Below are 24381 nucleotides of genomic sequence, written 5' to 3'. Positions count from 1 at the left end.
AATGCCATCAGCAGCCGACCGTGAAAAAGCACTCGAGACCGCACTCGCTCAGATCGACCGCCAGTTCGGCAAAGGCTCGGTCATGCGCCTGGGCAGCGACGAACGTGCCCCCGTCGAGGTGATCCCGACCGGTTCGATCGCCCTCGACGTCGCCCTGGGCATCGGCGGTCTGCCCCGCGGCCGCATCGTCGAGATCTACGGTCCGGAGTCGTCGGGTAAGACGACACTCACACTCCATGCGATCGCCAACGCGCAACGCGCCGGCGGGATCGCCGCGTTCATCGACGCGGAGCACGCGCTCGATCCCGAGTATGCCAAGAAGCTCGGCGTCGACATCGACTCGCTTCTCGTCTCGCAGCCGGACACTGGCGAGCAGGCGCTCGAGATCGCAGACATGCTCGTGCGCTCCGGATCGATCGACCTCATCGTGATCGACTCTGTCGCCGCGCTCGTTCCCCGCGCTGAGATCGAGGGCGAGATGGGCGACTCCCATGTCGGTCTCCAGGCGCGGCTCATGTCCCAGGCGCTTCGCAAGCTCACCGGTGGGCTCAATCAGACCAACACCACCATGATCTTCATCAACCAGTTGCGAGAGAAGATCGGCGTGTTCTTCGGAAGCCCCGAGACGACCGCCGGTGGAAAAGCGCTCAAATTCTACGCCTCCGTGCGTCTCGACATCCGTCGCATCGAAACGCTCAAGGACGGCACCGAAGCTGTGGGAAACCGTACGCGTGTCAAGGTCGTCAAGAACAAGATGGCGCCGCCGTTCAAACAGGCGGAGTTCGACATCCTCTACGGCGTCGGAATCTCGCGGGAGGGCAGCCTGATCGACTTCGGCGTCGATCACGGCATCGTCAAGAAGTCCGGTGCCTGGTACACCTACGACGGCGACCAGCTCGGTCAGGGCAAGGAGAACTCGCGCAGCTTCCTGCTCAAGAACCCCGACATCGCCGAGGAGATCGAGACCAAGATCCTTGGCAAGCTCGGCGTCGGCGCGGCCGGAGCGGCCGCGGCTCTTGCCGCGTTGGAGGCTCCGAGCAATATCGAACCACTTGCAGCCAAGCTCAACGCCCGCAAGGGCGCCTAGCGGTCTGTGCTCGAACACAGATTGCTCGAACACAGATTGCTCGAACACAGATTGCTCGAACATAGATCGCTCGAACACAGACAGTGGGGAGGGGAGACGACGTGACAGAGTCCGACTCACAGAACGAGGACCGTCTCGCCTCAGTCTTGTATCTGCCCTGGGCCACGCCTGGCCTCGAGCCGGCGAGGCCCGCAGGCAGAAGACATCTCGCTGCAGAGCCCAGGGAGGGGCTCCCAGAGAGCGAGCCCTCCGCGGTTTCGGAGGACGTCGAGGCTCAAGAATCCCTCGACGTCGACAGTATCGATCGCCTCGTGGTCAGGCGGCTCGCCCGCAAGGGATTGTCGGTCGGGGAGGTGCAACGGTTTCTCGACGAGAACGGTGTGCCCGCAGAAGCCGTCGACGGCTGCATTGCGCGACTGCAGAGCTTCGGCCACCTCGACGACGAACGACTCGCCGAGCATCTCGTCGACTCGCTGCACGGTCGCAAAGGGCTCGGAATCTCGGCGGTGACGCAGGAGCTCAAACGTCGATGTATCGACCCGGCGACGATCGATTGCGTGATCGCCGGCATCGACGACCGGGGCGAGCTCGACCGGGCGACCGCCATCGCCGTCAAGCGGATCGGGCAACTGAGCAGCGTCGATGATGAGACGGCGAGCCGTCGTCTCACCGGTTTCTTGATGCGCAAGGGCTATTCCTCGGGCGTCACCAGGCGGGCGGTGGCCTCGGCGTTCATGAGCAGGCGACAACGTGGTGCGAGCGTTCGCTTCCGCTGATCGTAAACTAGACGGACTATGAGCACGGTCAGCGAAGCAGCCACCATCGTCGCGCCCTCCTCGGCATCGCACGATGCCGAGGGACGGGCACGAACCTACGAGGTGCGCACCTACGGCTGCCAGATGAATGTCCACGACTCGGAGCGACTCAGCGGATCACTCGAGGCGGCCGGCTATGTGCGTGCAGAAGGCGTCGATCCGGATGTCGTCGTCATCAACACCTGTGCGGTCCGCGAGAACGCCGACAACAAGCTCTACGGAAATCTCGGACACTTGGCGTCCGTCAAGAAACGCCACGACGGCATGCAGATCGCCGTCGGGGGCTGTCTCGCCCAAAAAGACAAGAATGTGATCCTCGAGAAAGCGCCGTGGGTCGACGTCGTTTTCGGCACCCACAACATGGGCTCCCTGCCGAGCCTGCTCGAACGAGCCCGTCATAACGACGAGGCGCAGATCGAGATCCTCGACGCCCTCGAGACCTTCCCGTCGACCCTCCCGACCAAACGCGACTCCAGCTACAGCGGTTGGGTGTCGGTCTCCGTCGGCTGCAACAACACGTGCACCTTCTGCATCGTGCCGTCGTTGCGAGGCAAAGAGAGGGATCGACGTCCCGGCGAGGTGTTGGCCGAGATCCAGGCTCTCGTCGACGACGGAGCCGTCGAGGTGACCCTGCTCGGACAGAATGTCAATTCCTACGGCGTCGAGTTCGGTGACCGGCTCGCGTTCGGAAAGCTGCTGCGAGCGGCCGGCAAGATCGACGGTCTCGAGCGTATCCGCTTCACGAGCCCCCATCCCGCGGCCTTCACCGACGACGTCATCGACGCGATGGCCGAGACATCCGCCGTCATGCCCCAGCTGCACATGCCGTTGCAGTCGGGCTCGGATCGGGTGCTCAAGATGATGCGTCGTTCTTATCGCTCGGAGAAGTTCCTCGGCATACTGGACCGTGTGCGCGCGAAGATCCCGCACGCGGCGATCAGTACCGACGTGATCGTCGGATTCCCCGGAGAGACCGAGGAGGACTTCGAGCAGACCTTGCGGGTCGTCGAGGCTGCGCGGTTCGCCTCCGCCTTCACCTTCCAGTACTCCATCCGGCCGGGTACCCCGGCCGCGACCATGCCCGACCAGGTGCCCAAGCACGTGGTGCAGCAACGTTACGAGCGGCTTCTCGCACTGCAGGATCGCATCTCCTGGGAGGAGAACAAGAAGGTTGTCGGTCGCCAGGTCGAGCTTCTCGTCGCCAACGGCGAGGGCAAGAAGGATGCCGCGACCCACCGGATGAGCGGTCGAGCGCGGGACAGCCGTCTCGTGCATTTCGAGGTCCCAGACGGTTCGGAGATCCCCCGCCCGGGCGACATGGTCACCGTCACCGTGACCCAGGCCGCGCCGTTCCACCTGCTCGCGGACTCCATCGACGACGAGCCGCTCCGCATCCGTCGCACCAGAGCCGGTGACGCGTGGGATCGAGGCGAGGCGGAGTCCTGCGGAGTTCCTGCGCAACCCGGTTCGACCGGCGCGGTACCCGGGGGCCCGGTCTCGCTCGGATTCCCCTCGCTTCGGCTGTCACCGCGAAGCGAGCTCCCGCTGACGGCTCCGGGCGTGAGCACGATGCCGATCTACGACCCGAGTGACGACGAGCGCGCGTTCCGTCGGTGAAGCACCAACTGATCGGTATCGTCGGCGCGACGGGAACGGGAAAGTCGGCTCTCTCGCTCGACCTCGCGGAGCGGCTCGTGGCCGCGGGGCGACCCGCCGAGATCGTCAACGCAGACGCGATGCAGCTCTATCGCGGCATGGACATCGGAACGGCGAAACTCGATGTGAGCGAGCGACGCGGCGTCCCTCACCATATGCTCGACGTGCTCGACGTCATCGATGAGGCCACCGTCGCCCGCTATCAGCGTGAGGCGCGTGCCGTCATCGACGACCTCAACGAGCGAGGAGTCCTGCCGATCCTCGTCGGCGGATCCGGACTCTATGTCTCGTCCGTCATCTACGACTTCCGGTTTCCTGGAACCGATGCGCGTCTACGTGCCGAATTGGAGGCCGAGCTCGAACGAAAGGGACCGGGCGAACTGCACCGGCGCCTTGCCGAGATCGATCCGGTCGCCGCCGGTCGCATCGGGGCAAGCAACGGACGACGGCTCGTGCGTGCGCTCGAAGTGGTCGCGATCACGGGGGAGCCCCACGCTGCATCGCTTCCCGACCGTCCCGTGTCCTGGCGACCGTCCACCATGATCGGGCTCAGCAGTCCCCGGGAGACGCTCGTTCCACGACTCGACGCCCGTGTCGACCGGATGTGGTGCGACGGGCTTGTCGACGAGGTCGAGCGTCTTCTCCCGGCCGGGATCGAGCGTGGCGTCACTGCGAGCCGTGCTATCGGCTACGCGCAGGCGCTCGGCCAGTTGCACGGCGAACTCACCGAGCGTGAGGCGATCGAACACACTCGGCAGCTCACCCGGCGCTACGCCCGCCGCCAGGTGAGCTGGTTTGCACGCTACGAGGACGTGACCTGGATCGACGCGGATGCTCCCGACCGGATCGAGAGAGCCGTCGATGTGCTCGTCACCGATTGATCATCGCCGCAGAAGGCGGCTCGTGGCCGGACCGCCCTCCCGGAGTCGACGAACCCTAGACTTGATCCATGGCGTTCGATCTCCGCTTCACCAAGGGCCATGGCACGGGAAACGACTTCGTGCTGTTTACGGACCCCGACGGTCGGATCACGCTGACCCCCGAGCAGATCGCCGCGGTCTGCGATCGCCGTTTCGGCGTCGGCGGCGACGGCGTCATCCGTGCGGTGAGATCCCGCCACCTGCCCGAGGGCGCCACCGCGTTGGCCGAGGACGAGGCGGCGGAGTGGTTCATGGACTACTGGAACGCCGACGGCACGCCGTCAGAGATGTGCGGGAACGGCATCAGGGTGTACGCACGATTCCTCATCGACCAGGGCCTGGCCGAACTCGCCGACGGCGACACGATGACGATCGGAACACGTGGAGGAGTCCGCGACCTGCAGCGTAATCTCAGCGGTTTCCAGGTGGATCTCGGCCGCTGGCGGCTCGACGGCGGCGAGCCGCTCGTCCGGGCGAAGAATCTGCCCGTCGCGAGACCGGGACTCGGCGTCAACGTCGGCAACCCGCACGTCGTCGTCGCCCTGGCCGACGATAACGAGCTCGACGCGGCTGATCTGAGCTTCATCCCCCTGCTCGACCCGGTTCCGGCAGACGGCGCGAACGTCGAGTTCGTCGTGCCGGCCGATCCTCTCACACACGACGGGATCGGCCGGATCCGGATGCGTGTGCACGAGCGCGGTTCGGGGGAGACGCTCTCCTGTGGAACGGGAGCGGCGGCGGCGGCACTCGCGGTGCGGCACTGGGCTGGCGCCGGAGCGCCGGAGCAGTGGCGCGTAGAGGTTCCCGGCGGTGTGCTCGGCGTGCGGATGTTCCCCACAGAGGACGGCGAGCACGTCTCCCTCTCTGGACCGGCTGAACTGGTATTCGACGGGGTGCTCGGACTCGACTAGGCGCCGACCGGATCGCGGGCTCCGCAGACGGCCTACCGTGGTCCGTGTCGTCTCACCCGCAGGACGCGATAGCCTTTGGCGGTCGCCGCGCGTGTCACGGCGAAGCTCTCCGGCAACTCGGCCTGCAGCCAGCGATGCAGTGAGTCTGAGCCGAGGTTCCGCTGCACCACGAGCCACGCATCCGACTCGTCGTCGAGACGGGGCAACCAATTCTGCAGGAGATTGTGCAACTCGTTCTTGCCCACCCTGATCGGCGGGTTCGACCAGATCGTGCGGAACCGGAGACCGTCGGGAACATCCTCGGGGCGAACCGCGTTGATGTTGGCGATGCCGAGTTCTGCAGCGTTCCGTCGGACCAGTTCGAGGGCGCGATCGTTGATGTCCACCGCCCAGACCGTGGCGAGTGGCGATTCCAACGCGAGCGCGAAACCGATCGGACCCCACCCGCACCCGAGATCGAGGAAATTGCCGCTCGGAGGGGGCACCGGGGTGTTCGTGAGAAGCACCTGGGTTCCGGCGTCGATGTGATCGGGGCTGAAGATGCCGTTCGCAGTCGTCACCTGGCGGTCTTGGCCGACCAGACGCACGGTGATACGGCGCAGCTTGAGCTCACTCGCAGGCGTCGGCGTGAAGTAATGCTCAGAAGCCATGAATGGAACCTACCGGAGTTGGAGGAACTAGGGTTAACGCAATGAGTGAAGCTGAGCCGAACCCGCAGAACGACGATGTGGTCGCGCGCGTACTGGCCAGCGCCGAGTCGCGCGCATCAGGCTACTCCCTGTTCACCGCCGGCGCGCAGGCGGTCCAGACGGGCGCCGTGACCGGCGACGCCAGCGATGGCGAGCAATTCGACCGAGACGACCGTCAGGCGCTCCGCCGTGTCTCCGGCCTCTCCACCGAACTCGAGGACGTCACCGAGGTCGAGTACCGACAGCTGCGCATCGAGAACGTCGTGCTCATCGGCGTCTATTCGCAGGGCTCCCTCGACGATGCCGAGAACTCGATGCGCGAACTCGCCGCCCTCGCCGAGACGGCCGGAGCCACCGTGCTCGACGGTCTTCTGCAGCGTCGCCCGCATCCGGACCCGAGCACCTACCTTGGTCGCGGCAAGGCTCAGGAGCTCCGAGACGTCGTCGCCTCGCTCGGCGCGGACACTGTCATAGCGGACACCGAGCTTGCTCCGAGCCAGCGTCGTGCGCTCGAGGACGTCGTCAAGGTCAAGGTCATCGACCGCACAGCCGTCATCCTCGACATCTTCAGCCAGCATGCGAAGAGCCGTGAGGGCAAAGCCCAGGTCGAGCTCGCCCAGCTCGAGTACCTGTTGCCGCGGTTGCGCGGTTGGGGTGAGTCGATGTCGCGTCAGGCCGGCGGTCAGGTCGGCGGCGCTGGCGCCGGTATGGGAAGCCGTGGTCCCGGTGAGACCAAGATCGAACTCGATCGGCGTCGCATCCGCACTCGCATGGCGAAGCTGCGCAAACAGATCGCGGGGATGAAGCCCGCCCGCGAGGCCAAGCGTGCCAATCGCCGCCGGAACGCAGTGCCATCGGTCGCGATCGCCGGCTATACGAACGCAGGCAAGTCCAGCATGCTCAACCGGATCACGCATGCCGGTGTGCTCGTGGAGAACGCGCTGTTCGCGACGCTCGACGCGACCGTGCGCAAGAACACGACCGCGGACGGCCGGATCTATACGCTCGCCGACACGGTCGGCTTCGTGCGGAATCTGCCGCACCAGCTCGTCGAGGCCTTCAGATCGACGCTCGAAGAGGTCGCGGACTCGGACCTCATCGTGCACGTCGTCGACGGGTCGCATCCGGATCCAGCCGGACAGCTCACCGCCGTGCGCGATGTGATCGGCGAGGTGGGGGCGCGTGCGATACCCGAGCTCGTCGTCTTCAACAAGTCCGACCTCATCGGCGAGGACGAGCGGCTCGTGCTGCGCGGTCTCGAACCCCGCGCGATCTTCGCCTCGGCACGCACCGGCGAGGGCATCGGCCGGGTGCTCGCAGCCATCGGCGAGATGCTGCCCGATCCGAGCGTCGAGGTCGAACTCATCGTGCCCTACGACCGAGGCGACCTCGTCTCGGTCCTGCACGAGAAGGGCCGGGTCATCTCGACCGACTACGCGGAGACCGGTACGCGAGTGACGGCGCTCATCTCGCCGGAGCTGGAGGCTCAGTTCCGGCCGTTCCTCGCATCGTCCGTGGTCGAGAAGACGAGCGCAGCCGTCGCCTCCTCGCTGTCGGGCTAGGGTACGTCGATCACGACTGCGCCTCGTGCGTGCTGCCGGCGCGGCGCGTTCCGTCGTCGTGGCATTCTCTACTGATCGGACGACCGCTGCCGGCGTGCCAGCAGCGGTCGTCGGCATGAGCCGCTCATGGACGGAAGAGGGTGCTGGACGGCCGTCACATTCGGTCACATTGGCCGCGCACGGATGCCACGCTGTACTCTCGGAGAAATCGTTGTCGACGGGTTTCCCGGCGACTGGAGCGACAGCCGAGCCCGGCACCCGCCCGCGACACACACCACCGTTCGGTGGGGTGCGCGGCCTGCTGGCGCGTGACCCTGCCGGAGCGGCATCCGTCATACGCAGAGGATCGCATCCATGGCCACGGCATCACGCGGTGCATCGCCCGTAACCGGCGATCCCGACTGTTCGCCTCGACCGCCCGTCTCGTTCGAGCTCTTCCCACCGCGCACGGATGCCGCGGCTCTCGGCCTCGGCCGGACGATCGACCGGTTGGCCGAAGCCGACCCCGTGTTCATCTCAGTGACGTTCGGTGCGGGAGGCTCTTCGCGCGAACGCTCGCTTACTGTGCTCAGCCACATCCTCGAACACACCACGATCGAGCCCATGGCGCACCTCACGTGCGTCGGCTCCTCGCACACCGAGGCGAACCTTCTCGTCCGGCAATTCCTCGATGCGGGGATCACGAGCTTCCTCGCCCTCCGCGGCGATCCACCGGCCGGCGGTGACGGGGCGATGGCCCTCGGTGATCTCGGGAGCGCGGCAGAGCTTGTGCAGCTCATCCACCGGGTGCAGGAGGAACGTGAGCCATTCGCCCAGCAACGCATTCCGGGGCTGCCCCAGGCGACCAGGATCGCCGAGCGCGAACGCCCCGTGCGTGTCGCGGTCGCAGCCTTCCCCACCGGGCATCCCCGCTCCCGCGGTGGCAGTCAGGATATCGACAGCCTTCTCGCAAAGCAGGTCGCCGGAGCGAACCTCGCGATCACGCAACTCTTCTTTCATGCGGACGACTATCTGAATTTCGTCGATCGCGCACGCGCGGCCGGTGTGACCATGGACATCCTGCCCGGCATCATGCCCGTCACCTCCCCGAAACAGCTCGCCCGCATTGCGGAGCTCACGGGGGAGGAGATCGCAGCGGAGCTCGCCATCCGACTCGAGATCGAGCCGAGTGAAGACGCACAGTACGAGATCGGCGTCGCCTTCGCGGCGGAGCTCGCGCGTCAGGTGCTCGACGGCGGCGCCTCCGGTCTCCATCTCTACACCTTCAACCGGCACCAGGCCGTGCTCGGAGTTCTCGAGCACCTGGACTCGGTTCCCCCTCCACCCGCCCATCCATCGCGAGAATCAAGGAAACCGCATGACCATTCCCACGCCATTCCCCATCGGAACGATCCTCGGCTATCCGCGCATCGGTCGGCACCGTGAGCTCAAGAAGGCCGTGGAGGCCTTCTGGGCAGGCGACATCACCGCCGAGGAGCTCGAGCTGACCACGGTCGGGCTGCGTGCGGCCACGCGCGATCGCCTTGCCGCTCTCGGCCTCGGCCGCACCGACTCGGCCATTCCAGAGAGCTTCTCGTACTACGACCAGGTATTGGACGTCGCGGTCACGGTCGGCGCCATCCCCGCCCGCTTCGCCTCCCTGGTGGGCGAAGACGGTGCCGTCGACCTCGTCGGCTACTTCACCATCGCTCGCGGCGAGGGCGACAAGGCCCCGCTCGAGATGACGAAATGGTTCGACTCCAACTACCACTACCTCGTACCGGAGATCGGCCCTGAGACCGTCTTCTCGCTCTCGAGCGACCGTATCGTGCGCGAGTTCGCTGAGGCGAAGTCGGCCGGTCTCGTCACGCGTCCTGTCGTCGTCGGGCCTGTCACGTTCCTGCTGTTGAGCAAGCCGAGCGATGACGCTCCCGCCGGATTCGATCCGCTGAGCCGTCTGGGCGAACTGCTCCCGGTCTATGCCGAACTGCTGGGACGTCTTGCCGAAGCGGGAGCCGAGTGGGTGCAGCTCGACGAGCCCGCCCTGGTCAACGAGAGCATCGTGGTCGCCCGCGACGCCCAACTCAACGGTCTCGCCCACGCCTATGACGTGCTCGGCGCGGTCGCTGGGCGACCGGCGCTCTTCGTCGCCGCGCCATACGGCGGCCTCGACGACGCGCTCCCGATTCTCGCTGCTTCCCCCGTCGAGGCGATCGGCCTCGACCTCGTGCGTGGAGAGCTGCCGCAGGGGCTCGATGGGACGACCGCCGTGAATCTCGCCAGGAAGACTCTCGTCGCCGGGGTGATCGACGGCCACAACATCTGGAGGGGCGACCTCGAGCAGGCTTTCGACCTGGCTGCCTCCGTGCGCGAACTCAGCTCGAGCGTCGCGGTCTCCACCTCGACCTCGTTGCTGCATGTTCCGCACGATGTCGACGAAGAGACCGGACTGGGCGAGCTTGCGGACTGGCTCGCTTTCGCGGATCAGAAGGTCGCGCAAGTGGTGACGCTGGCGCGCGGCCTCGTCAATGGCAAGGCGGCGGTCCGAGCCGAGCTGGATGCCGCGTCCGCTGCGCTGGTGAACCGCCGTTCGGCGCCTGGTGTGCGTGTTGGCGCTGTGCGTGCGCGGACGGCCGGGCTGGGCGACGCGGACTTCAACCGCGGCGACTACGCCGCTCGGCACTCGGCTCAGGAGGCCGTACTCGGACTGCCGTTCCTGCCGACGACGACGATCGGCTCGTTCCCACAGACGAGCGATATCCGCCGGGCGCGTGCACAGCTGCTCCGAGGCTCGCTGAGCGAACAGGACTACCTCGAGCTCATGCGTGCCGAAATCCGCCGAGTGGTCGAATTGCAGGAGGAGATCGGCCTCGACGTCATCGTGCACGGCGAGCCGGAGCGCAACGACATGGTGCAGTACTTCGCCGAGAACCTGGACGGCTTCGCGGTCACCCAGAACGGTTGGGTTCAGTCCTACGGCACCCGGTGCACGCGCCCGTCCATTCTGTGGGGTGACGTCTCCCGGCCCGCGCCGATCACGGTGGAATGGTCGAGTTATACGCAGAGCCTTACCTCGAAGCCGGTCAAGGGCATGCTGACGGGGCCAGTCACCATTCTGGCCTGGTCGTTCGTGCGCGATGATCAGCCCCTCGGCGAGACCGCACGGCAGGTCGCGCTCGCGCTGCGCGACGAGATCGCCGACCTCGAGGCTGCAGGCATTGCCATCGTCCAGGTGGATGAGCCGGCGCTGCGAGAACTGCTGCCGCTCAAACGGAAGGATCACGCGAACTACCTCGACTGGTCGGTGGGCTCCTTCCGTCTCGCGACGGCCGGGGTGCGCGACGAGACGCAGATCCACACGCATCTCTGCTACTCGGAGTTCGGAGTCGTCATCGATGCGATCCGCGAGCTGGACGCGGATGTGACGAGCATCGAGGCTGCCCGCAGTCGTATGGAGATCGTCGCCGACGTCGAGGAGAGCGGCTTCGGTCATGGCTTCGGTCCGGGCGTCTACGACATCCACTCACCGCGCATTCCGAGTGTCGACGAGGTGACCGAGCTCATCGAACGCGCGCTCGCCTCGATTCCCGGGCGTCAGCTCTGGGTCAACCCGGACTGCGGGCTCAAGACCCGTGGCTACGCCGAGACGGTCGAATCGTTGCGGAACGTGCTGACCGCGACCCGGGCTGTTCGCGAGAAGGCGGGAGTCTCCGCATAGCGGAAAAGCGGGAAGCCCCGTTGCGTGCAACTGCGGAGCGCTACGAGACAGCGTGAAAAGCGGCAGCCCTGATTCACAAGTCCACTGGGCTGCCGCTCTTCGGCGTCGTGAACGGAAGGGTCAGACGGCGCGCAGCACCGCGACCACCTTGCCGAGGACCTCGGCGTAGTCGCCGAGGATCGGCTCGAAGTTGCTGTTGCGCGGAAGCAACCAGGTGTGGCCATCCCGCTGCCGGAAGACTTTGACCGTCGCCTCGTTGTCGAGCATGGCGGCGACGATCTCGCCGTTCTCGGCTGTCTTCTGTTGGCGCACGACGACCCAGTCGCCGTCGCAGATCGCGGCATCGATCATCGACTCTCCGACGACCTTGAGAATGAAGAGATCGCCCTTGCCGACGAGCTGCCGGGGAAGGGGGAAGACTTCCTCGATCTGCTGCTCGGCCGTGATCGGGATGCCTGCCGCGATCCGGCCGACGAGTGGAACCATGGCGGCGTCGCCGACGGACGGGCCCGTTGAGAAGCTGTCGTTGTCTGGAGCAGGGGTCGTATCCGTCGACGGGGGAAGCTCGATGAGCACTTCGAGCGCGCGCGGGCGATTCGGGTCGCGGCGCAGGTATCCGCTCAGCTCGAGCTGGTTGAGCTGGTGCGTGACGCTCGACAGCGAGGAAAGTCCGACCGCATCACCGATCTCGCGCATGCTCGGCGGGTAACCGCGCTGGCTGACGGAGCGCTGGATCACGTCGAGGATGGAGAGCTGTTTGGCGCTCAGGTTCTTGCGTCGCCGTGTTCCGCCCTTCTCGCGGAAACCGCCGTTGTCGTTCGTCACGTTCGTCACGTTCGCCCCTCGTTCTGCCCGTCTTCACGCCTGCCACCGCGAATGTCGGTGGTTGCTGGTTGTGTTTCTTCCAGACAATCGAAACTGTATCCGCCTATGGGGGTGGAGACAAACATTTGTTCGAGTGTGTTGCGCCTCTCCGGCGTGAGACATGCGAAGAAGTGCTTGATTCTTCGAATAATCGAAGATATATTCGGAACAAAGCTTCGCATCCGGCTCTCCCGGCCGAGAGCCGGATGCGAGATCCTTCAGGAGGTTGATATGAGCGCAGTACTCGCCCAGGCATCCGTCGGGCTTTCGTCCACGGCTCCGGTCGCACGTGTGCACCTGCACCTCACCCGTCGTGGACGCGTCGTGTTGACGACGCTTGCGGCGTTGCCGCTCGTCTTCGGCGCCTTCGTCTTCGCTCTCAACGGAGGCATCGCGATCGCCGGAGCGGATGGTCAGGGTGCCTCCTCTTTCGAGTACGTCACCGTTCAGTCGGGAGAGTCCCTCTGGAGCCTCGCCGAGTCGATCGCCCCGGCTGCGGATCCGCGCGATGTCATCGCCGAACTCGTCAGCCTCAATCAGTTGCAGACCTCCGAGATCGAGCCGGGCCAGCGCCTGGCCATCCCCGAGAAGTACTGATTCGCTGTGGAGAGCGCCTATCCTCGCGCTGCCCGACTGACATCAACGTCATGACCGAGTACAGCTAGCACGAGTACAGCTAGCATCGGAGGGGTGACCACTCTCGACGACCTGCCACTCCGTGACGATCTGGTGGGCAAGACCCCCTATGGAGCTCCGCAAAAGCACGTTCCCGTCGCGCTCAACGTCAACGAGAACACTCACCCCGTCCCCGAGGCCGTCGCCCACGACATCGTCGCCAGGGTCGCCGCCGCCATCTTGACGGTGAACCGCTATCCGGACCGCGAGTTCACAGGATTGCGGGAGAGCCTCGCAGACTATCTCGGCCACGGTCTGACGAGAGACAACCTCTGGGCGGCGAACGGGTCCAACGAGGTCTTACAGCAGGTGCTGCAGGCGTTCGGTGGGCCGGGACGATCCGTTCTCGGTTTCGCACCGACCTATTCTATGTACTCTCTGCTCGCCGACGGCACGGGAACGGACTGGATCGCCGGGGAACGCGATGCCGACTACGTTCTCTCTCCCGAGACGGCCGTCGCGGCCGTGCGCCGCGCCCGGCCGAACATCGTCATCCTCTGCTCGCCGAACAATCCCACCGGCACCCCGCTGTCGCTCGAGACGATCGAAGCCGTCTACGACGCGACCCGGTACGAGGGGTCCGCCGGCATCGTCGTCGTCGACGAGGCCTATGCCGAGTTCGCGCCCATCGGCACGCCGAGTGCGCTGAGCCTGCTCGACGGCCGTCCTCGGCTGATCGTGTCGCGCACCATGAGCAAGGCCTTCGCCTTCGCCGGCGCTCGCGTCGGCTACCTCGCCGCGGACCCCGCGGTGACAGACGCTCTCCGGCTCGTCCGTCTGCCCTATCACCTGTCGGCGCTCACACAGGCCGCTGCCGTCGCCGCGCTCGCGCACTCGGACGAGATGCTCGCCATGGTGGATGACATCCGCGGTCAACGCGACCGGATCGTGCGCGAGCTGACGACGCTGGGCTACACCGCACACCGCAGTTGGAGCAACTTCGTGCTGTTCGGCGGCGTCGATGATCCGCACGCGATGTTCGAAGCGCTGCTCGAACGGGGCATCCTCATCCGCGACATCGGCATCCCCGGCCACCTGCGCGTCACAGCGGGAACCGAGGCGGAGACTACTGCGTTCCTCGAAGCTGTGGCGTCGCTGCGTGCCTCCGGCTCAGCCGCCGCCGAATAGACTTCGACTATGAGCAACCCCTCCGCGTCCTCGACCCGTACGGCGCGCGTGCAGCGCGAGACGAGTGAGTCGAGCATCGATCTGTCGCTCGACCTCGACGGAACGGGCGTGTCCGACATCCAGACGTCGGTGCCGTTCTACGATCACCTGCTCACCGCCTTCGCCAAGCACTCGCTCACCGACCTGACGATCCGCGCGAGCGGCGATGTCGAGATCGACGTGCACCACACGGTCGAGGACACCGGCATCGCGCTGGGGCAGGCCATCAAGCAGGCGCTCGGCGACAAGCGTGGCATCTCACGCTACGGCGACGCGGTCGTTCCGCTCGATGAGGCGCTCGTCCAGGCCGTCGTCGACATCTCGGGTCGGCCTTACCTCGTGCACCGGGGCGAGCCGATCGGTTTCGAATATCACCTCATCGGCGGTCACTTCACGGGTTCCATGGTGCGTCACGTCTTCGAGGCGGTCACGTTCAATGCGGCGCTCACCGTGCATGTCAACGTTCTCGGCGGCCGTGACCCGCACCACATCGCCGAGGCGGAGTTCAAGGCTTTCGCGCGTGCGTTCCGGCAGGCCAAGGACCACGACGCACGCGTGAGCGGCATCCCCTCGACCAAGGGCGCGTTGTGAACACCCGACGCGTCGTCGTGCTCGACTACGGCACCGGCAATGTGCACTCGGCCGTCAAAGCTCTCGAACAGGCCGGTGCGGAGGTCTCGTTGACCGCCGACCGGACGCAGGCGCTCGAAGCGGACGGGCTGCTCGTTCCCGGCGTCGGGGCGTTCAGCGCCGTCATGAGCGGGCTCAAGGCCGTGCGCGGCGACGACGTCATCGACCGGAGACTCGCGGGTGGCCGCCCCGTGCTGGGGATCTGCGTCGGCATGCAGGTGCTCTTTGAGCGCGGTGTCGAACGCGGCGTCGACACCGAGGGACTCGGCGAGTGGCCCGGCGTGGTCACAGAGCTGCCAGCGCCCGTCCTCCCGCACATGGGGTGGAACACGGTCGACGCGCCGGCGGACTCCGTTCTCTTCGACGGCATCCGCGGCGAGCGATTCTATTTCGTTCACTCCTACGGTGCCCAGAAGTGGACGCTCGACGTGATGCCGCCCTTCCCGCAGCCGCGATTGACCTGGGCCGAGCACGGCGGACCCTTTCTCGCAGCGGTCGAGAACGGGCCGCTCAGCGCGACGCAGTTCCACCCCGAGAAATCAGGCGACGCCGGCATCCGGCTGCTGCACAATTGGCTCGACAGCCTCGGCTGAGCCGTCGTGGGCGTACGGAGCATTCGTTCGCTGCAATGGCCTCGAGAATCCTTGACCTAGTAGTGTTCATTCCGGTCGCCCACGGATGGCGGCCTCGACCCGAGGACAGCAATGAGTGAGTTCAACAAGGCCCCCGGTCTCGTGCTTCTGCCGGCCGTCGACATCGCGGGGGGCAAAGCTGTGCGCCTGACCCAGGGCGAGGCCGGCACCGAGACCAACTACGGCGATCCGGTCGACGCCGCCGCCGACTGGGCAGCTCAGGGCGCCGAGTGGATCCACCTCGTCGACCTTGATGCGGCGTTCGGCCGTGGCAACAACTCGGGCATCCTCAAGAGAGTGCTGCGACAGGTGCGCGGTGTGAACGTCGAGCTCTCCGGCGGCATCCGCGACGACGAGTCCCTCGAGAACGCGCTCGGAATCGGTGCGAAGCGCATCAACCTCGGCACGGCAGCGCTCGAGAACCCCGAGTGGGCGGCGAGCGTCATCGCGCGGTACGGCGAGGCGATCGCCGTCGGACTGGACGTGCGGGGCACGACACTCGCGGCGCGCGGGTGGACGAAGGACGGCGGGGACCTGTGGCGCGTCATGGACCGCCTCGAGGAGGCTGGATGCGCCCGGTACGTCGTCACCGACGTCACGAAGGACGGCACTCTGCAGGGACCGAACATCGAACTGCTCAAGCAGGTCATGGCGCGCACCCGTCGGCCGGTCATCGCTTCGGGTGGTGTCTCGAGCCTCGACGACATCGCAGCGCTCCGCGAACTCGTGCCGCAGGGACTCGAGGGCGCGATCGTAGGCAAGGCGCTCTACGCGGGTGCCTTCACGCTTGCCGAGGCGCTGGATGTCGCATCCGACTGATCCGGGCAACGCCTCCACACCTTCGCCGGCTGATTCCGCGGGGCAGCCGTGGGCAGGGCGGTCCTTCGACTCGAACGCTCATGTGAGCGACGACGGCGCGGCGCCTGAGCGTCTGGTCGAGGCTCTCCGGCGATTCCGTGTGCATGAGCTCGGCCAGGCGGACGTCGTCGATGCTCTGCGGGTCTCTCGCTTGCTCATTCCACTCGTGGCGCACCTCGGCGAGGCGGGGCAGAACGAGCACGGCCACACGATCGACAAGAGCCAGGAACTATCCATCGTGACCGTCGCAGGACCCGACGGCCGCAACGTCCTGCCGGTCTTCAGCTCGGTCGCCGCGATGACGGCGTGGAATGAGACGGCGCGGCCGGTTCCGGCGGACGGCGTGCGCGTCGCGCTCGCCGCGGCGAGCGAGCAGACCGATCTCGTCGTGCTCGATCCGACGTCGCCGACCGAGTTCTCCGTGCGCCGACCGGCGCTCTGGGCGATCGCCCAAGAGCGATCGTGGCGACCGAGCTTCGAGGATCCAGAGGTCGGTGAGGCGTTCGAGGTCTCCATCCGTTCGGAACTGTCTGTCTTGTCCGTCGAGGTGACGGCGGGAGACCCGGGCGCTCGGCTCATCGGCCCCGAGCTCATCGTGCACATCGAACTCGTCGACGGGCTCACTCGCACGGAACTCGACACCGTCCTCGCCCGGCTCGCACAACGCTGGGCGGCGAACGAGATCATCGCGACCCGTGTCGACTCGCTCACCGTTCGTCTGACTGCGTCGGCGTGAGATGAAGCCGCGCCGGAGCCGTTCCCGGATGGGGCGACTCTTCGACGCCGCCATCGCTGTGGCGCACGACGCCGGCACCCGGCTCACTGTGCCGTGTGACCGCGGGGTGGCGACTGTGGCAAATCCTGGGGCGTTGCATGCGAGGGATGCCGCCGAGACGCAGAGGACCGTCACAGCGATCGCCGGAGTCCTCGCCTCTAGCTGACAGGGCCGGTGTACTTCTCGCCAGGACCCTGACCGATCGGGTCGGGGATGACAGACGCCTCGCGGAAGGCCAACTGCAGCGACCGCAGTCCGTCACGCAGGCTCCGGGCGTGCATGTCGCTGATCTCCGGGGCCGCTGCGGTGATGAGGCCGGCCAACGCGGTGATGAGCTTGCGGGCCTCGTCGAGGTCCTGCTGGCCCTCCGGATTCTCGGCGAGACCGCACTTGACCGCGGCAGCGCTCATGAGGTGGACTGCTGTCGTCGTGATGACCTCGACGGCGGGCACGTCGGCGATGTCACGAGTGGCCTCTGCGGCTGCACCCTCGTCGAATGTGTTGCTCAAATGCGATCCTCTGCTAGACTTGTGCGGGCTCCGGGGCAATTTGCCCCGGTACGAAAGTGGAGATTCTCCCACCCGCGTTTGACCGCTTCATTAGGTTACCGGGTAGATCGCACTCCGCTCTCGCGCCGGTCGTGCGAACCGCCGGCCGCGAGGGTAGACAGGGTGTCGCAGAAGCCGTGCACGGTATCCGTGCACGCGAACTGCGTGAATTCCTCTTTCGTCGCCGGGCGGCATCCGTCTCCCGGTCGTGGCCGAAAGCTTGAGTAGAGGAGACTCGCATCACCGATCCCCGTACAAACGACCGCATCCGAGTGCCAGAGGTCCGCCTCGTTGGCCCCGGTGGTGAGCAGGTCGGCGTCGTCAAAATCGAGGTTGCCCTGCGTCTGGCGCAGGAAGCCGACCTTGATCTCGTTGAGGTCGCGCCCAACTCCAAGCCGCCTGTCGCCAAGATCATGGATTACGGCAAGTTCAAGTACGAGGCTGCGCAGAAGGCCAAAGAGGCCAGGCGCAACCAGGCGAACACGATCCTCAAAGAGGTTCGTTTCCGTCTCAAGATCGACAAGCACGATTACGAAACCAAACGCAAGCGCGCCGAGGGCTTCCTCAAGTCCGGTGACAAGGTCAAAGCGATGATCTTGTTCCGCGGGCGTGAGCAGTCCCGTCCCGACCAGGGCGTGCGTTTGCTCCAGAGATTTGCCGAGGATGTCGCCGAGTTCGGTTCTGTCGAATCGAATCCGACCATCGACGGTCGAAACATGGTCATGGTGATCGGTCCTCTGAAGAACAAATCGGAGGCCAAAGCCGAGGCCAACGCACAACGCGCCGCCAGCAAAGCGGCTAAGCAGGAGGAAAACAATGCCTAAGCAGAAGACCCACTCCGGGTCCAAGAAGCGTTTCAAGATCACCGGCAGCGGCAAGATCATGAAGCAGCAGGCCGGAATGCGTCACAATCTCGAGGTCAAGGCCTCGAAGCGCAAGGCTCGCCTGAACCAGGATCAGGTGCTGGCTCCGGCCGACGCCAAGGTGATCAAGAAGCTTCTCGGCCGCTGATCTGATCAGCGCAGCGCCGTTACAACGTAAGGAATAGAGAAATGGCAAGAGTAAAGCGGGCGGTCAACGCCCACAAGAAGCGCCGGGTCATCCTTGAGCGTGCCGAGGGCTACCGCGGCCAGCGTTCGCGCCTCTACCGCAAGGCCAAGGAGCAGGTCACCCACTCGCTCGTCTACAGCTACCGCGACCGCCGCGCCCGCAAGGGCGACTTCCGTCGTCTGTGGATCCAGCGCATCAACGCCGCCTCGCGCGCGAACGGCCTCACCTACAACCGTCTCATCCAGGGCCTCGGCCTTGCCGGGGTCGAGGTCGACCGTCGCATCCTTGCCGAGCTCGCCGTGAACGAGCCAGCCACCTTCGCCGCTCTTGTCGAGACGGCCAAGAAGGCTCTTCCTGCCGATACCTCGGCTCCCAAGGTCGAGGCCGCGTAAGCAGCGCGTTCGAGAGGCCCGGTCACCCCGATGACCGGGCCTTTTCGCTTTCCAGCCCTTACTAGAATGAGAGCATGCTGGAGAATCCGCGCTCCCCCCGTGTGCGAGCCGTTGCGAAGCTCGCCAAGAAGGCCGCCAGGGCCGGTAGCGGTCTGTTCCTGCTGGAAGGTCCGCAATCCGTAGCCGAGGCGCTGACGTTCCGCCCCCAGCTCGTCGTCGAACTCTACGCCACTCCGACGGCGCTCGAGCGCTATACCGATATCGCGCAGACCGCGGTCGATGCCGGAGTCGACGTCGAGTTCGTCACGGAGCACGTGCTCGAGACCATGGCCGACACGGTGACACCGCAGGGCTTCGTCGCTGTCTGTCACCAGTTCCCCACCTCCGTCAAGGACATCTTCTTCGCGAAGCCGAGACTCGTCGCAATTCTCGAGGAGGTGCGTGATCCCGGCAATGTGGGGACGATCATCCGAGCCGCAGATGCAGCCGGTGCCGACGCGGTCGTGCTCACGGGACGCACCGTCGATCTCTACAACCCCAAGGTCGTTCGTTCCTCGACCGGTTCGATCTTCCACCTGCCGATCGCGGTGGGCGTCGAACTCGATGACGTGCGAGTGCGTGTGCGTGAGGCGGGGATGCAACTCCTCGCCGCCGACATCAAGGGCGACGATCTCTTGACCGTACGGGCGGAGGGGATGCTCGTGGAGCCGACCGCCTGGCTCTTCGGCAACGAGGCACGCGGCCTCCCCGACGAGAAACTCGCGTTGGCGGACCGTGCCATCGCGGTGCCGATCTACGGTCATGCCGAGTCGATGAACCTGGCGACGGCTGCGTCCGTCTGCCTATACGAAAGCGCCTTCGCACAACGCTCCTGAGGGTCACGGATCGATAACCGTCGTGGTGATGGAGACGGTGCGCCTGATGTGTGCGCTAATGTAGGCACATGCGACCCGGCGACGGAGTACCCCCGACCTCGAACATCTCGGTCAGACGCGGAGAGCCCCTGGTGATCGTCGACCGTGTGAACAAGCACTTCGGCGAGTTGCACGTGCTGAAGGACATCAACACCACCGTCGCCCGAGGCGAGGTCGTCGTGGTCATCGGCCCGAGCGGTTCGGGCAAATCGACGCTATGCCGTGCCATCAACCGCCTGGAGACGATCGACTCCGGCAGCATCACGATCGACGGGAAGGTGCTCCCAGAGGAGGGTGCTGGGCTTGCGAAACTGCGTGCCGACGTCGGCATGGTGTTCCAGTCGTTCAACCTCTTCGCGCACAAGACGGTCCTCCAGAACGTGACGATCGCCCCGATCAAGGTCAAGAAGACCTCGCGCAAGGATGCCGAGAAGACCGCGATGGAACTGCTGGACCGCGTCGGCGTTGCGAATCAGGCGAAGAAGATGCCCGCGCAGCTCTCCGGAGGCCAGCAGCAACGCGTCGCCATCGCGCGATCGCTTGCCATGAACCCCAAACTGATCCTCATGGACGAGCCGACGAGCGCGCTCGACCCCGAGATGATCAACGAGGTGCTCGACGTCATGGTCGGTCTCGCACGTGAGGGCATGACCATGATCGTCGTCACCCACGAGATGGGGTTCGCGCGCAAAGCGGCGAACCGGGTGCTGTTCATGGCCGACGGCGAGATCGTCGAGGAGGCCACCCCCGAGCAGTTCTTCACGGATGCTCGCTCCGAGCGGGCCCGTGACTTCTTGTCGAAGATACTTGACCACTGATCGGCACGACCGGTCGCGGTCGAGGCACAGCACACAACGGACCAGCACACAACGGAGGAGAAGACCATGAAGCGCAGAAAGCTCTCCATCGCCGCGATCGCCGCGGCAGGAGTCCTGGCCCTCGCGGCCTGTAGCAGCGGCGGCACCGGGAGTGCCGGTGGTGGCACCGAACCGGAACCCGCCCCCAGCTTCGCGACCGGCACCACGATGGCGAAGCTCGCCGCGGCCGGCACCATCACGATTGGAACCAAGTTCGACCAACCCCTGTTCGGCCTCCTCGGTCCCGACGGCGTGCCGGAGGGCTTCGATGTCGAGATCGGCAAGATCATAGCGGCAAAGCTCGGCATCGCCGCCGACAAGATCGAGTGGAAGGAATCGGTTTCGGCCAACAGGGAGCCCTTCATCGAGAACGGCGAGGTCGACATCGTCGTCGCGACGTACACGATCAACGACAAGCGCAAGGCGGTCATCTCCTTCGCCGGTCCCTACTACATGGCGGGTCAGTCGATCCTCGTTCTCGCCGACAACAACGACATCACGAGTGAGAGCGACCTCGTCGGGAAGCCGGTCTGCTCGGTGACGGGCTCCACGCCCGCGGCCAAACTCGCCGAAATCGGCGCACAGCCTGTGCTGACCGATACCTACACGAACTGTCTCGAGCCGCTGCGCACGGGCCAGGTGGTCGCGGTCAGCACCGACAACGTGATCCTCGCCGGGCTTGCGGCGCAGAACGAGGGCGAGTTCAAGGTCGTTGGCAAGCCGTTCACGCGGGAGCCCTATGGCATCGGCCTCAAGAAGGACGACACCGAATTCCGCAGCTTCATCGACGACGTGCTCGAGGAGTCATACGCCGACGGCTCCTACAAGAAGGCGTGGGAGTCCACCGCAGGCACTGTGCTGCCCTTCGCCGAGCCGCCGGCCGTCGACCGCTATTAGGCACGCCGGGGGGTGGGTCGGATGCCGCCGGCACCCGACCCACCCCCGGAAATTCGCCGCATCCCAGAGTCGCCGCATCGCAGAGAAAGGATCCGCCGAGTGGACGTCATCGTAGACAACCTCCCGCGCTATCTCGACGGGTTCCGCCTGACGCTGCTGTTGCTCGTGGTCTCGGGTGTCGCCGCTCTCGTGATCGGCACGTTCATCGCCGCCATGCGGATTTCTCCGATCGCGTCGCTGCGAGGTTTCGCCACCGTCTACACCGAGTTGGTGCGCAACACCCCGTTGACGCTCGTGCTGTTCTTCTGCGCGATCATCCTTCCCTACCTCGGCAGTGAACTGCCCTATCTGGTCTCCGCGATGATCGGCCTGAGCGTCTACACCTCGCCGTTCATCGCCGAGGCTCTGCGGTCGGGCGTCAACGGGGTGCCGATCGGGCAGGCGGAGGCCGCCAGGAGCCTCGGCTTCGGCTTCAGCCAGACCGTGAGCTTCGTCGTCTTCCCGCAGGCGTTTCGCATGGTCGTGCCGCCCCTCATCAACGTCTTCATCGCGCTGACCAAGAACACCTCGGTCGCCGGCGGTTTCTTCGTTGCCGAGCTGTTCACCATCGGCAAGGAGCTCGCCAACGCGAACGGCAATGCCGTCATCGCCGTGCTGCTCGGTGTCGCCACTTTCTACCTCGTCATCACCATCCCGCTCGGGTTGATAGCGGTCCAGGTCGAGAAGAGAGTGATGGTGCAGCGATGAGCTCGTCGTCCGTGTTGTTCGACGCGCCGGGTCCGAAAGCCCGCCGTCTCTCGATGCTGCTCTCGATCGTCGCCGGAATCCTGATCCTCGCCGGTCTCGGCTGGATGGCGTTCGTGCTCGCCGCTCCACGTCCTGTCTCCGGCGGACTCGTCCTCCCCGGGATGTTCAACCCCAGCCGGTGGGACATCTTCGCTGATCCGCGGGTGTGGAATCTGATCTGGTCGCGGGGCATCGTCGGTACTCTGAGTGCGGCGGCGGCGGCGGCGGCCATCGCCCTGGCACTGGGAGTGTTGTTCTCGCTGCTGCGCAGCTCGCAGATCGCCTGGGTCCGTGTTCCGACCGCGGTCGTGCTCGAGTTCTTCCGCGGCATGCCCGTGCTGCTCATGATGTTGTTCATCCTGCTCGTCGCGTCGACCGGAACCTTCTGGGCTGTCGTCCTCGCCCTCGGCGTCTACAACGGAGCGCTTATCGGTGAGGCGTTGCGCGCCGGTCTCGTAGCTCTGCCACGTGGTCAGCGCGAGGCCGGTCTCAGCCTGGGCATGCGGCCCATGCAGTCCAAGATGTTCATCGAGTTCCCTCAGGCCTTCCGGCAGATGCTCCCGGTCATCCTCGCTCAACTCGTCGTGCTGCTCAAGGACACCTCGCTCGGCTACATCGTCGGCTACAACGAGCTCATCCGCACGACCATGAACAACCTCGCGAGCTTCTACGGCAACCGCTATCTGTTCTCATTGTTCGCAGTGACACTCGTGATCTACCTGATCATGAACCTCTCGCTGTCCTGGTTCGCCCGCTGGCTCTCGCGCCGCACGGCGAGCGGAGGAGGCCGTGCAGGCAGGCAAGGCAAGTCAGGCCTGCCCGTCGACCCCGACCAGGCCACGCTCGTGGCGCTCGCATCCGCACAAGCACGCACCTCGGAGACGACCCAGGGGGCCTCGCGTTAGATTCTCCGGCCGGTGCGGTGTCGCCCGGTGCGCTGACTAAACTTGAGCCTTGTGTCAGAGCCCACCCTCATCTCCGAACCAGCGGTCACCGCGGCCGTCGACGCGGCACTCACCGCGATCGGCGCAGCCGACGACTCCTCGATGCTCCTGCTCGTGCGTACCGAACATCTCGGAGAGGCGTCTCCGCTCGCCCGCCTGAACGCAGAGCTCCGCAACGTGCCGTCCGATCAGAAGGCCGGCTTTGGCAAGCTCGTCGGGCAGGCGCGCTCGCGCGTCAACCAGGCGTTCCTGGCACGCGAGCAGCAGATCGTCGCGGCGGAGGCCGCCGCCCGGCTCGTGGCGGAGACGGTGGATGTGACCGCCGCTGCCGTGCGTCGTCAGCAGGGCGCTCGTCATCCGCTCGCCCTGCTGCAGGAGCAGGTCTCCGATGTCTTCGTCGGAATGGGATGGGAGATCGCCGAGGGGCCGGAACTCGAGAGCGAATGGTTCAACTTCGACGCCCTCAACTTCGACGCCGACCATCCCGCTCGCGCGATGCAGGACACCTTCTTCGTCGACCCGCCTGAAGCTCACCTCGTGCTGCGCACGCACACTTCGCCCGTGCAGGTGCGTGCCCTGCTCGACCGCGAGCTCCCGGTCTATGTGCTCGCCCCAGGACGTGTCTTCCGCACCGATGAGCTCGATGCGACCCATACTCCCGTGTTCACCCAGTTCGAGGGCCTCGCCGTGGACAAAGGACTCACCATGGCGCATCTGCGCGGCACGCTCGAGCACTTCGCCCGCATCATGTTCGGCGATGACGCGAAGATCCGTCTGCGCCCGAGCTACTTCCCGTTCACCGAGCCGAGTGCGGAACTCGACGTCTGGCATCCCACCTTCAAGGGTGGCGCTCGCTGGGTGGAGTGGGGCGGTTGCGGCATGGTCAACCCCAACGTGCTGCGCGCAGCGGGGATCGACCCAGAGGCCTACTCGGGTTTTGCGTTCGGCATGGGCGTCGAACGCACAGTGATGTTCCGCAACGATGTGAAGGACATGCGGGACATGGTCGAAGGCGATATCCGGTTCAGCCAGCAGTTCGGGATGGTGGTGTAGCC

The 24381-nt window shown here is 65.8% G+C and carries 26 protein-coding genes; 23 read left to right on the top strand and 3 right to left on the bottom strand.

The features are described from left to right. Position 1: 1 nt before the first annotated feature. The 5 genes from recA to dapF all read left to right on the top strand — a co-directional run bounded on the left by recA (position 2) and on the right by dapF (position 5389). Positions 2-1087, top strand: a complete 1086-nt coding sequence (gene recA / locus ACFQB0_RS14175; RefSeq protein ID WP_386732910.1) for a recombinase RecA — start codon at positions 2-4, stop codon at positions 1085-1087. Between the two features lie 101 nt (positions 1088-1188). Beyond that, positions 1189-1863 (top strand): regulatory protein RecX, encoded by a 675-nt coding sequence (locus tag ACFQB0_RS14170; RefSeq protein ID WP_386732908.1) that lies wholly within the window; start codon positions 1189-1191, stop codon positions 1861-1863. 18 nt (positions 1864-1881) lie between these two features. Beyond that, a complete protein-coding gene (miaB, locus tag ACFQB0_RS14165) occupies positions 1882-3519 on the top strand; it encodes a tRNA (N6-isopentenyl adenosine(37)-C2)-methylthiotransferase MiaB (RefSeq protein WP_386732906.1) in 1638 nt (545 codons plus the stop codon). Beyond that, positions 3516-4439 carry a tRNA (adenosine(37)-N6)-dimethylallyltransferase MiaA gene (gene miaA, locus ACFQB0_RS14160; RefSeq protein ID WP_386732903.1) on the top strand — a complete coding sequence of 308 codons (924 nt, stop codon included), beginning with the start codon at positions 3516-3518 and terminating at the stop codon, positions 4437-4439. Before miaB ends, miaA begins: the two co-directional genes overlap by 4 nt. A 68-nt stretch (positions 4440-4507) precedes the next feature. Then, positions 4508-5389: a diaminopimelate epimerase gene (gene dapF, locus ACFQB0_RS14155; RefSeq protein ID WP_386732901.1), complete on the top strand. Its 882-nt coding sequence runs from the start codon at positions 4508-4510 to the stop codon at positions 5387-5389. 32 nt (positions 5390-5421) lie between these two features. Here the strand turns inward: dapF and ACFQB0_RS14150 are convergent, their stop codons facing one another. Continuing rightward, the gene (locus ACFQB0_RS14150; RefSeq protein WP_386732899.1) at positions 5422-6039 is read right to left on the bottom strand and encodes a class I SAM-dependent methyltransferase; all 618 of its coding nucleotides are present in this window, start codon (positions 6037-6039) and stop codon (positions 5422-5424) included. 41 nt (positions 6040-6080) lie between these two features. Between ACFQB0_RS14150 and hflX the strand changes: the two genes are divergently transcribed. From hflX to metE, 3 genes are all read left to right on the top strand, one after another. Beyond that, positions 6081-7640, top strand: a complete 1560-nt coding sequence (gene hflX / locus ACFQB0_RS14145; RefSeq protein WP_386732897.1) for a GTPase HflX — start codon at positions 6081-6083, stop codon at positions 7638-7640. A gap of 354 nt (positions 7641-7994) precedes the next feature. Then, positions 7995-9065 carry a methylenetetrahydrofolate reductase gene (locus tag ACFQB0_RS14140; protein ID WP_386732895.1) on the top strand — a complete coding sequence of 357 codons (1071 nt, stop codon included), beginning with the start codon at positions 7995-7997 and terminating at the stop codon, positions 9063-9065. Beyond that, positions 8998-11337, top strand: coding sequence for a 5-methyltetrahydropteroyltriglutamate--homocysteine S-methyltransferase (gene metE / locus ACFQB0_RS14135; protein ID WP_386732893.1), 2340 nt, complete (start codon positions 8998-9000; stop codon positions 11335-11337). The genes ACFQB0_RS14140 and metE overlap by 68 nt, the downstream gene beginning before the upstream one ends. Positions 11338-11457: 120 nt before the next feature. Here the strand turns inward: metE and lexA are convergent, their stop codons facing one another. Beyond that, the gene (gene lexA, locus ACFQB0_RS14130; RefSeq protein WP_386733298.1) at positions 11458-12162 is read right to left on the bottom strand and encodes a transcriptional repressor LexA; all 705 of its coding nucleotides are present in this window, start codon (positions 12160-12162) and stop codon (positions 11458-11460) included. 270 nt (positions 12163-12432) lie between these two features. On the opposite strand from lexA, the gene ACFQB0_RS14125 reads away from it, so the two are divergent. From ACFQB0_RS14125 to ACFQB0_RS14100, 6 genes are all read left to right on the top strand, one after another. Beyond that, positions 12433-12798 (top strand): LysM peptidoglycan-binding domain-containing protein, encoded by a 366-nt coding sequence (locus ACFQB0_RS14125; RefSeq protein ID WP_386732891.1) that lies wholly within the window; start codon positions 12433-12435, stop codon positions 12796-12798. 93 nt (positions 12799-12891) lie between these two features. Beyond that, on the top strand, positions 12892-14004 hold the full coding sequence (locus tag ACFQB0_RS14120) for a histidinol-phosphate transaminase (RefSeq protein WP_386732889.1): 1113 nt from the start codon (positions 12892-12894) through the stop codon (positions 14002-14004). A gap of 9 nt (positions 14005-14013) precedes the next feature. Continuing rightward, a complete protein-coding gene (gene hisB, locus ACFQB0_RS14115) occupies positions 14014-14634 on the top strand; it encodes an imidazoleglycerol-phosphate dehydratase HisB (RefSeq protein ID WP_386732887.1) in 621 nt (206 codons plus the stop codon). Then, positions 14631-15266: an imidazole glycerol phosphate synthase subunit HisH gene (gene hisH / locus ACFQB0_RS14110; protein WP_386732885.1), complete on the top strand. Its 636-nt coding sequence runs from the start codon at positions 14631-14633 to the stop codon at positions 15264-15266. The genes hisB and hisH overlap by 4 nt, the downstream gene beginning before the upstream one ends. Before the next feature lie 111 nt (positions 15267-15377). Further along, the gene (gene priA / locus ACFQB0_RS14105; RefSeq protein ID WP_386732882.1) at positions 15378-16124 is read left to right on the top strand and encodes a bifunctional 1-(5-phosphoribosyl)-5-((5-phosphoribosylamino)methylideneamino)imidazole-4-carboxamide isomerase/phosphoribosylanthranilate isomerase PriA; all 747 of its coding nucleotides are present in this window, start codon (positions 15378-15380) and stop codon (positions 16122-16124) included. Further along, positions 16108-16899 (top strand): SseB family protein, encoded by a 792-nt coding sequence (locus ACFQB0_RS14100; RefSeq protein ID WP_386732880.1) that lies wholly within the window; start codon positions 16108-16110, stop codon positions 16897-16899. Before priA ends, ACFQB0_RS14100 begins: the two co-directional genes overlap by 17 nt. Before the next feature lie 197 nt (positions 16900-17096). Here ACFQB0_RS14100 and ACFQB0_RS14095 read toward each other — a convergent pair whose 3' ends face one another. Then, positions 17097-17447: a DUF1844 domain-containing protein gene (locus ACFQB0_RS14095; RefSeq protein WP_386732878.1), complete on the bottom strand. Its 351-nt coding sequence runs from the start codon at positions 17445-17447 to the stop codon at positions 17097-17099. Positions 17448-17725: 278 nt separating this feature from the next. Between ACFQB0_RS14095 and infC the strand changes: the two genes are divergently transcribed. From infC to pheS, 9 genes are all read left to right on the top strand, one after another. Continuing rightward, positions 17726-18310 (top strand): translation initiation factor IF-3, encoded by a 585-nt coding sequence (infC, locus tag ACFQB0_RS14090; protein ID WP_386733297.1) that lies wholly within the window; start codon positions 17726-17728, stop codon positions 18308-18310. Beyond that, a complete protein-coding gene (gene rpmI, locus ACFQB0_RS14085) occupies positions 18303-18497 on the top strand; it encodes a 50S ribosomal protein L35 (protein WP_386732876.1) in 195 nt (64 codons plus the stop codon). Before infC ends, rpmI begins: the two co-directional genes overlap by 8 nt. A 41-nt stretch (positions 18498-18538) precedes the next feature. Continuing rightward, complete coding sequence (gene rplT, locus ACFQB0_RS14080; RefSeq protein ID WP_386732874.1) at positions 18539-18928, top strand: 50S ribosomal protein L20; 390 nt, start codon at positions 18539-18541, stop codon at positions 18926-18928. A 74-nt stretch (positions 18929-19002) separates the two neighbouring features. Continuing rightward, positions 19003-19803, top strand: a complete 801-nt coding sequence (locus ACFQB0_RS14075; RefSeq protein WP_386732872.1) for a TrmH family RNA methyltransferase — start codon at positions 19003-19005, stop codon at positions 19801-19803. A 68-nt stretch (positions 19804-19871) separates the two neighbouring features. Next, positions 19872-20660: an amino acid ABC transporter ATP-binding protein gene (locus ACFQB0_RS14070; protein WP_386732870.1), complete on the top strand. Its 789-nt coding sequence runs from the start codon at positions 19872-19874 to the stop codon at positions 20658-20660. Between the two features lie 66 nt (positions 20661-20726). Continuing rightward, positions 20727-21596, top strand: a complete 870-nt coding sequence (locus tag ACFQB0_RS14065; RefSeq protein ID WP_386732868.1) for a glutamate ABC transporter substrate-binding protein — start codon at positions 20727-20729, stop codon at positions 21594-21596. Positions 21597-21695: 99 nt separating this feature from the next. Then, on the top strand, positions 21696-22343 hold the full coding sequence (locus ACFQB0_RS14060; protein WP_386732866.1) for an amino acid ABC transporter permease: 648 nt from the start codon (positions 21696-21698) through the stop codon (positions 22341-22343). Continuing rightward, complete coding sequence (locus ACFQB0_RS14055; protein WP_386732864.1) at positions 22340-23287, top strand: amino acid ABC transporter permease; 948 nt, start codon at positions 22340-22342, stop codon at positions 23285-23287. The genes ACFQB0_RS14060 and ACFQB0_RS14055 overlap by 4 nt, the downstream gene beginning before the upstream one ends. A gap of 51 nt (positions 23288-23338) precedes the next feature. Further along, a complete protein-coding gene (gene pheS, locus ACFQB0_RS14050) occupies positions 23339-24379 on the top strand; it encodes a phenylalanine--tRNA ligase subunit alpha (protein ID WP_386732862.1) in 1041 nt (346 codons plus the stop codon). Positions 24380-24381 lie beyond the last annotated feature (2 nt).

The organism is Luethyella okanaganae, from assembly GCF_042660285.1.
Classification (GTDB): Bacteria; Actinomycetota; Actinomycetes; order Actinomycetales; family Microbacteriaceae; genus Luethyella; species Luethyella okanaganae.
This window is presented reverse-complemented; position numbering and strand designations above follow the sequence as displayed.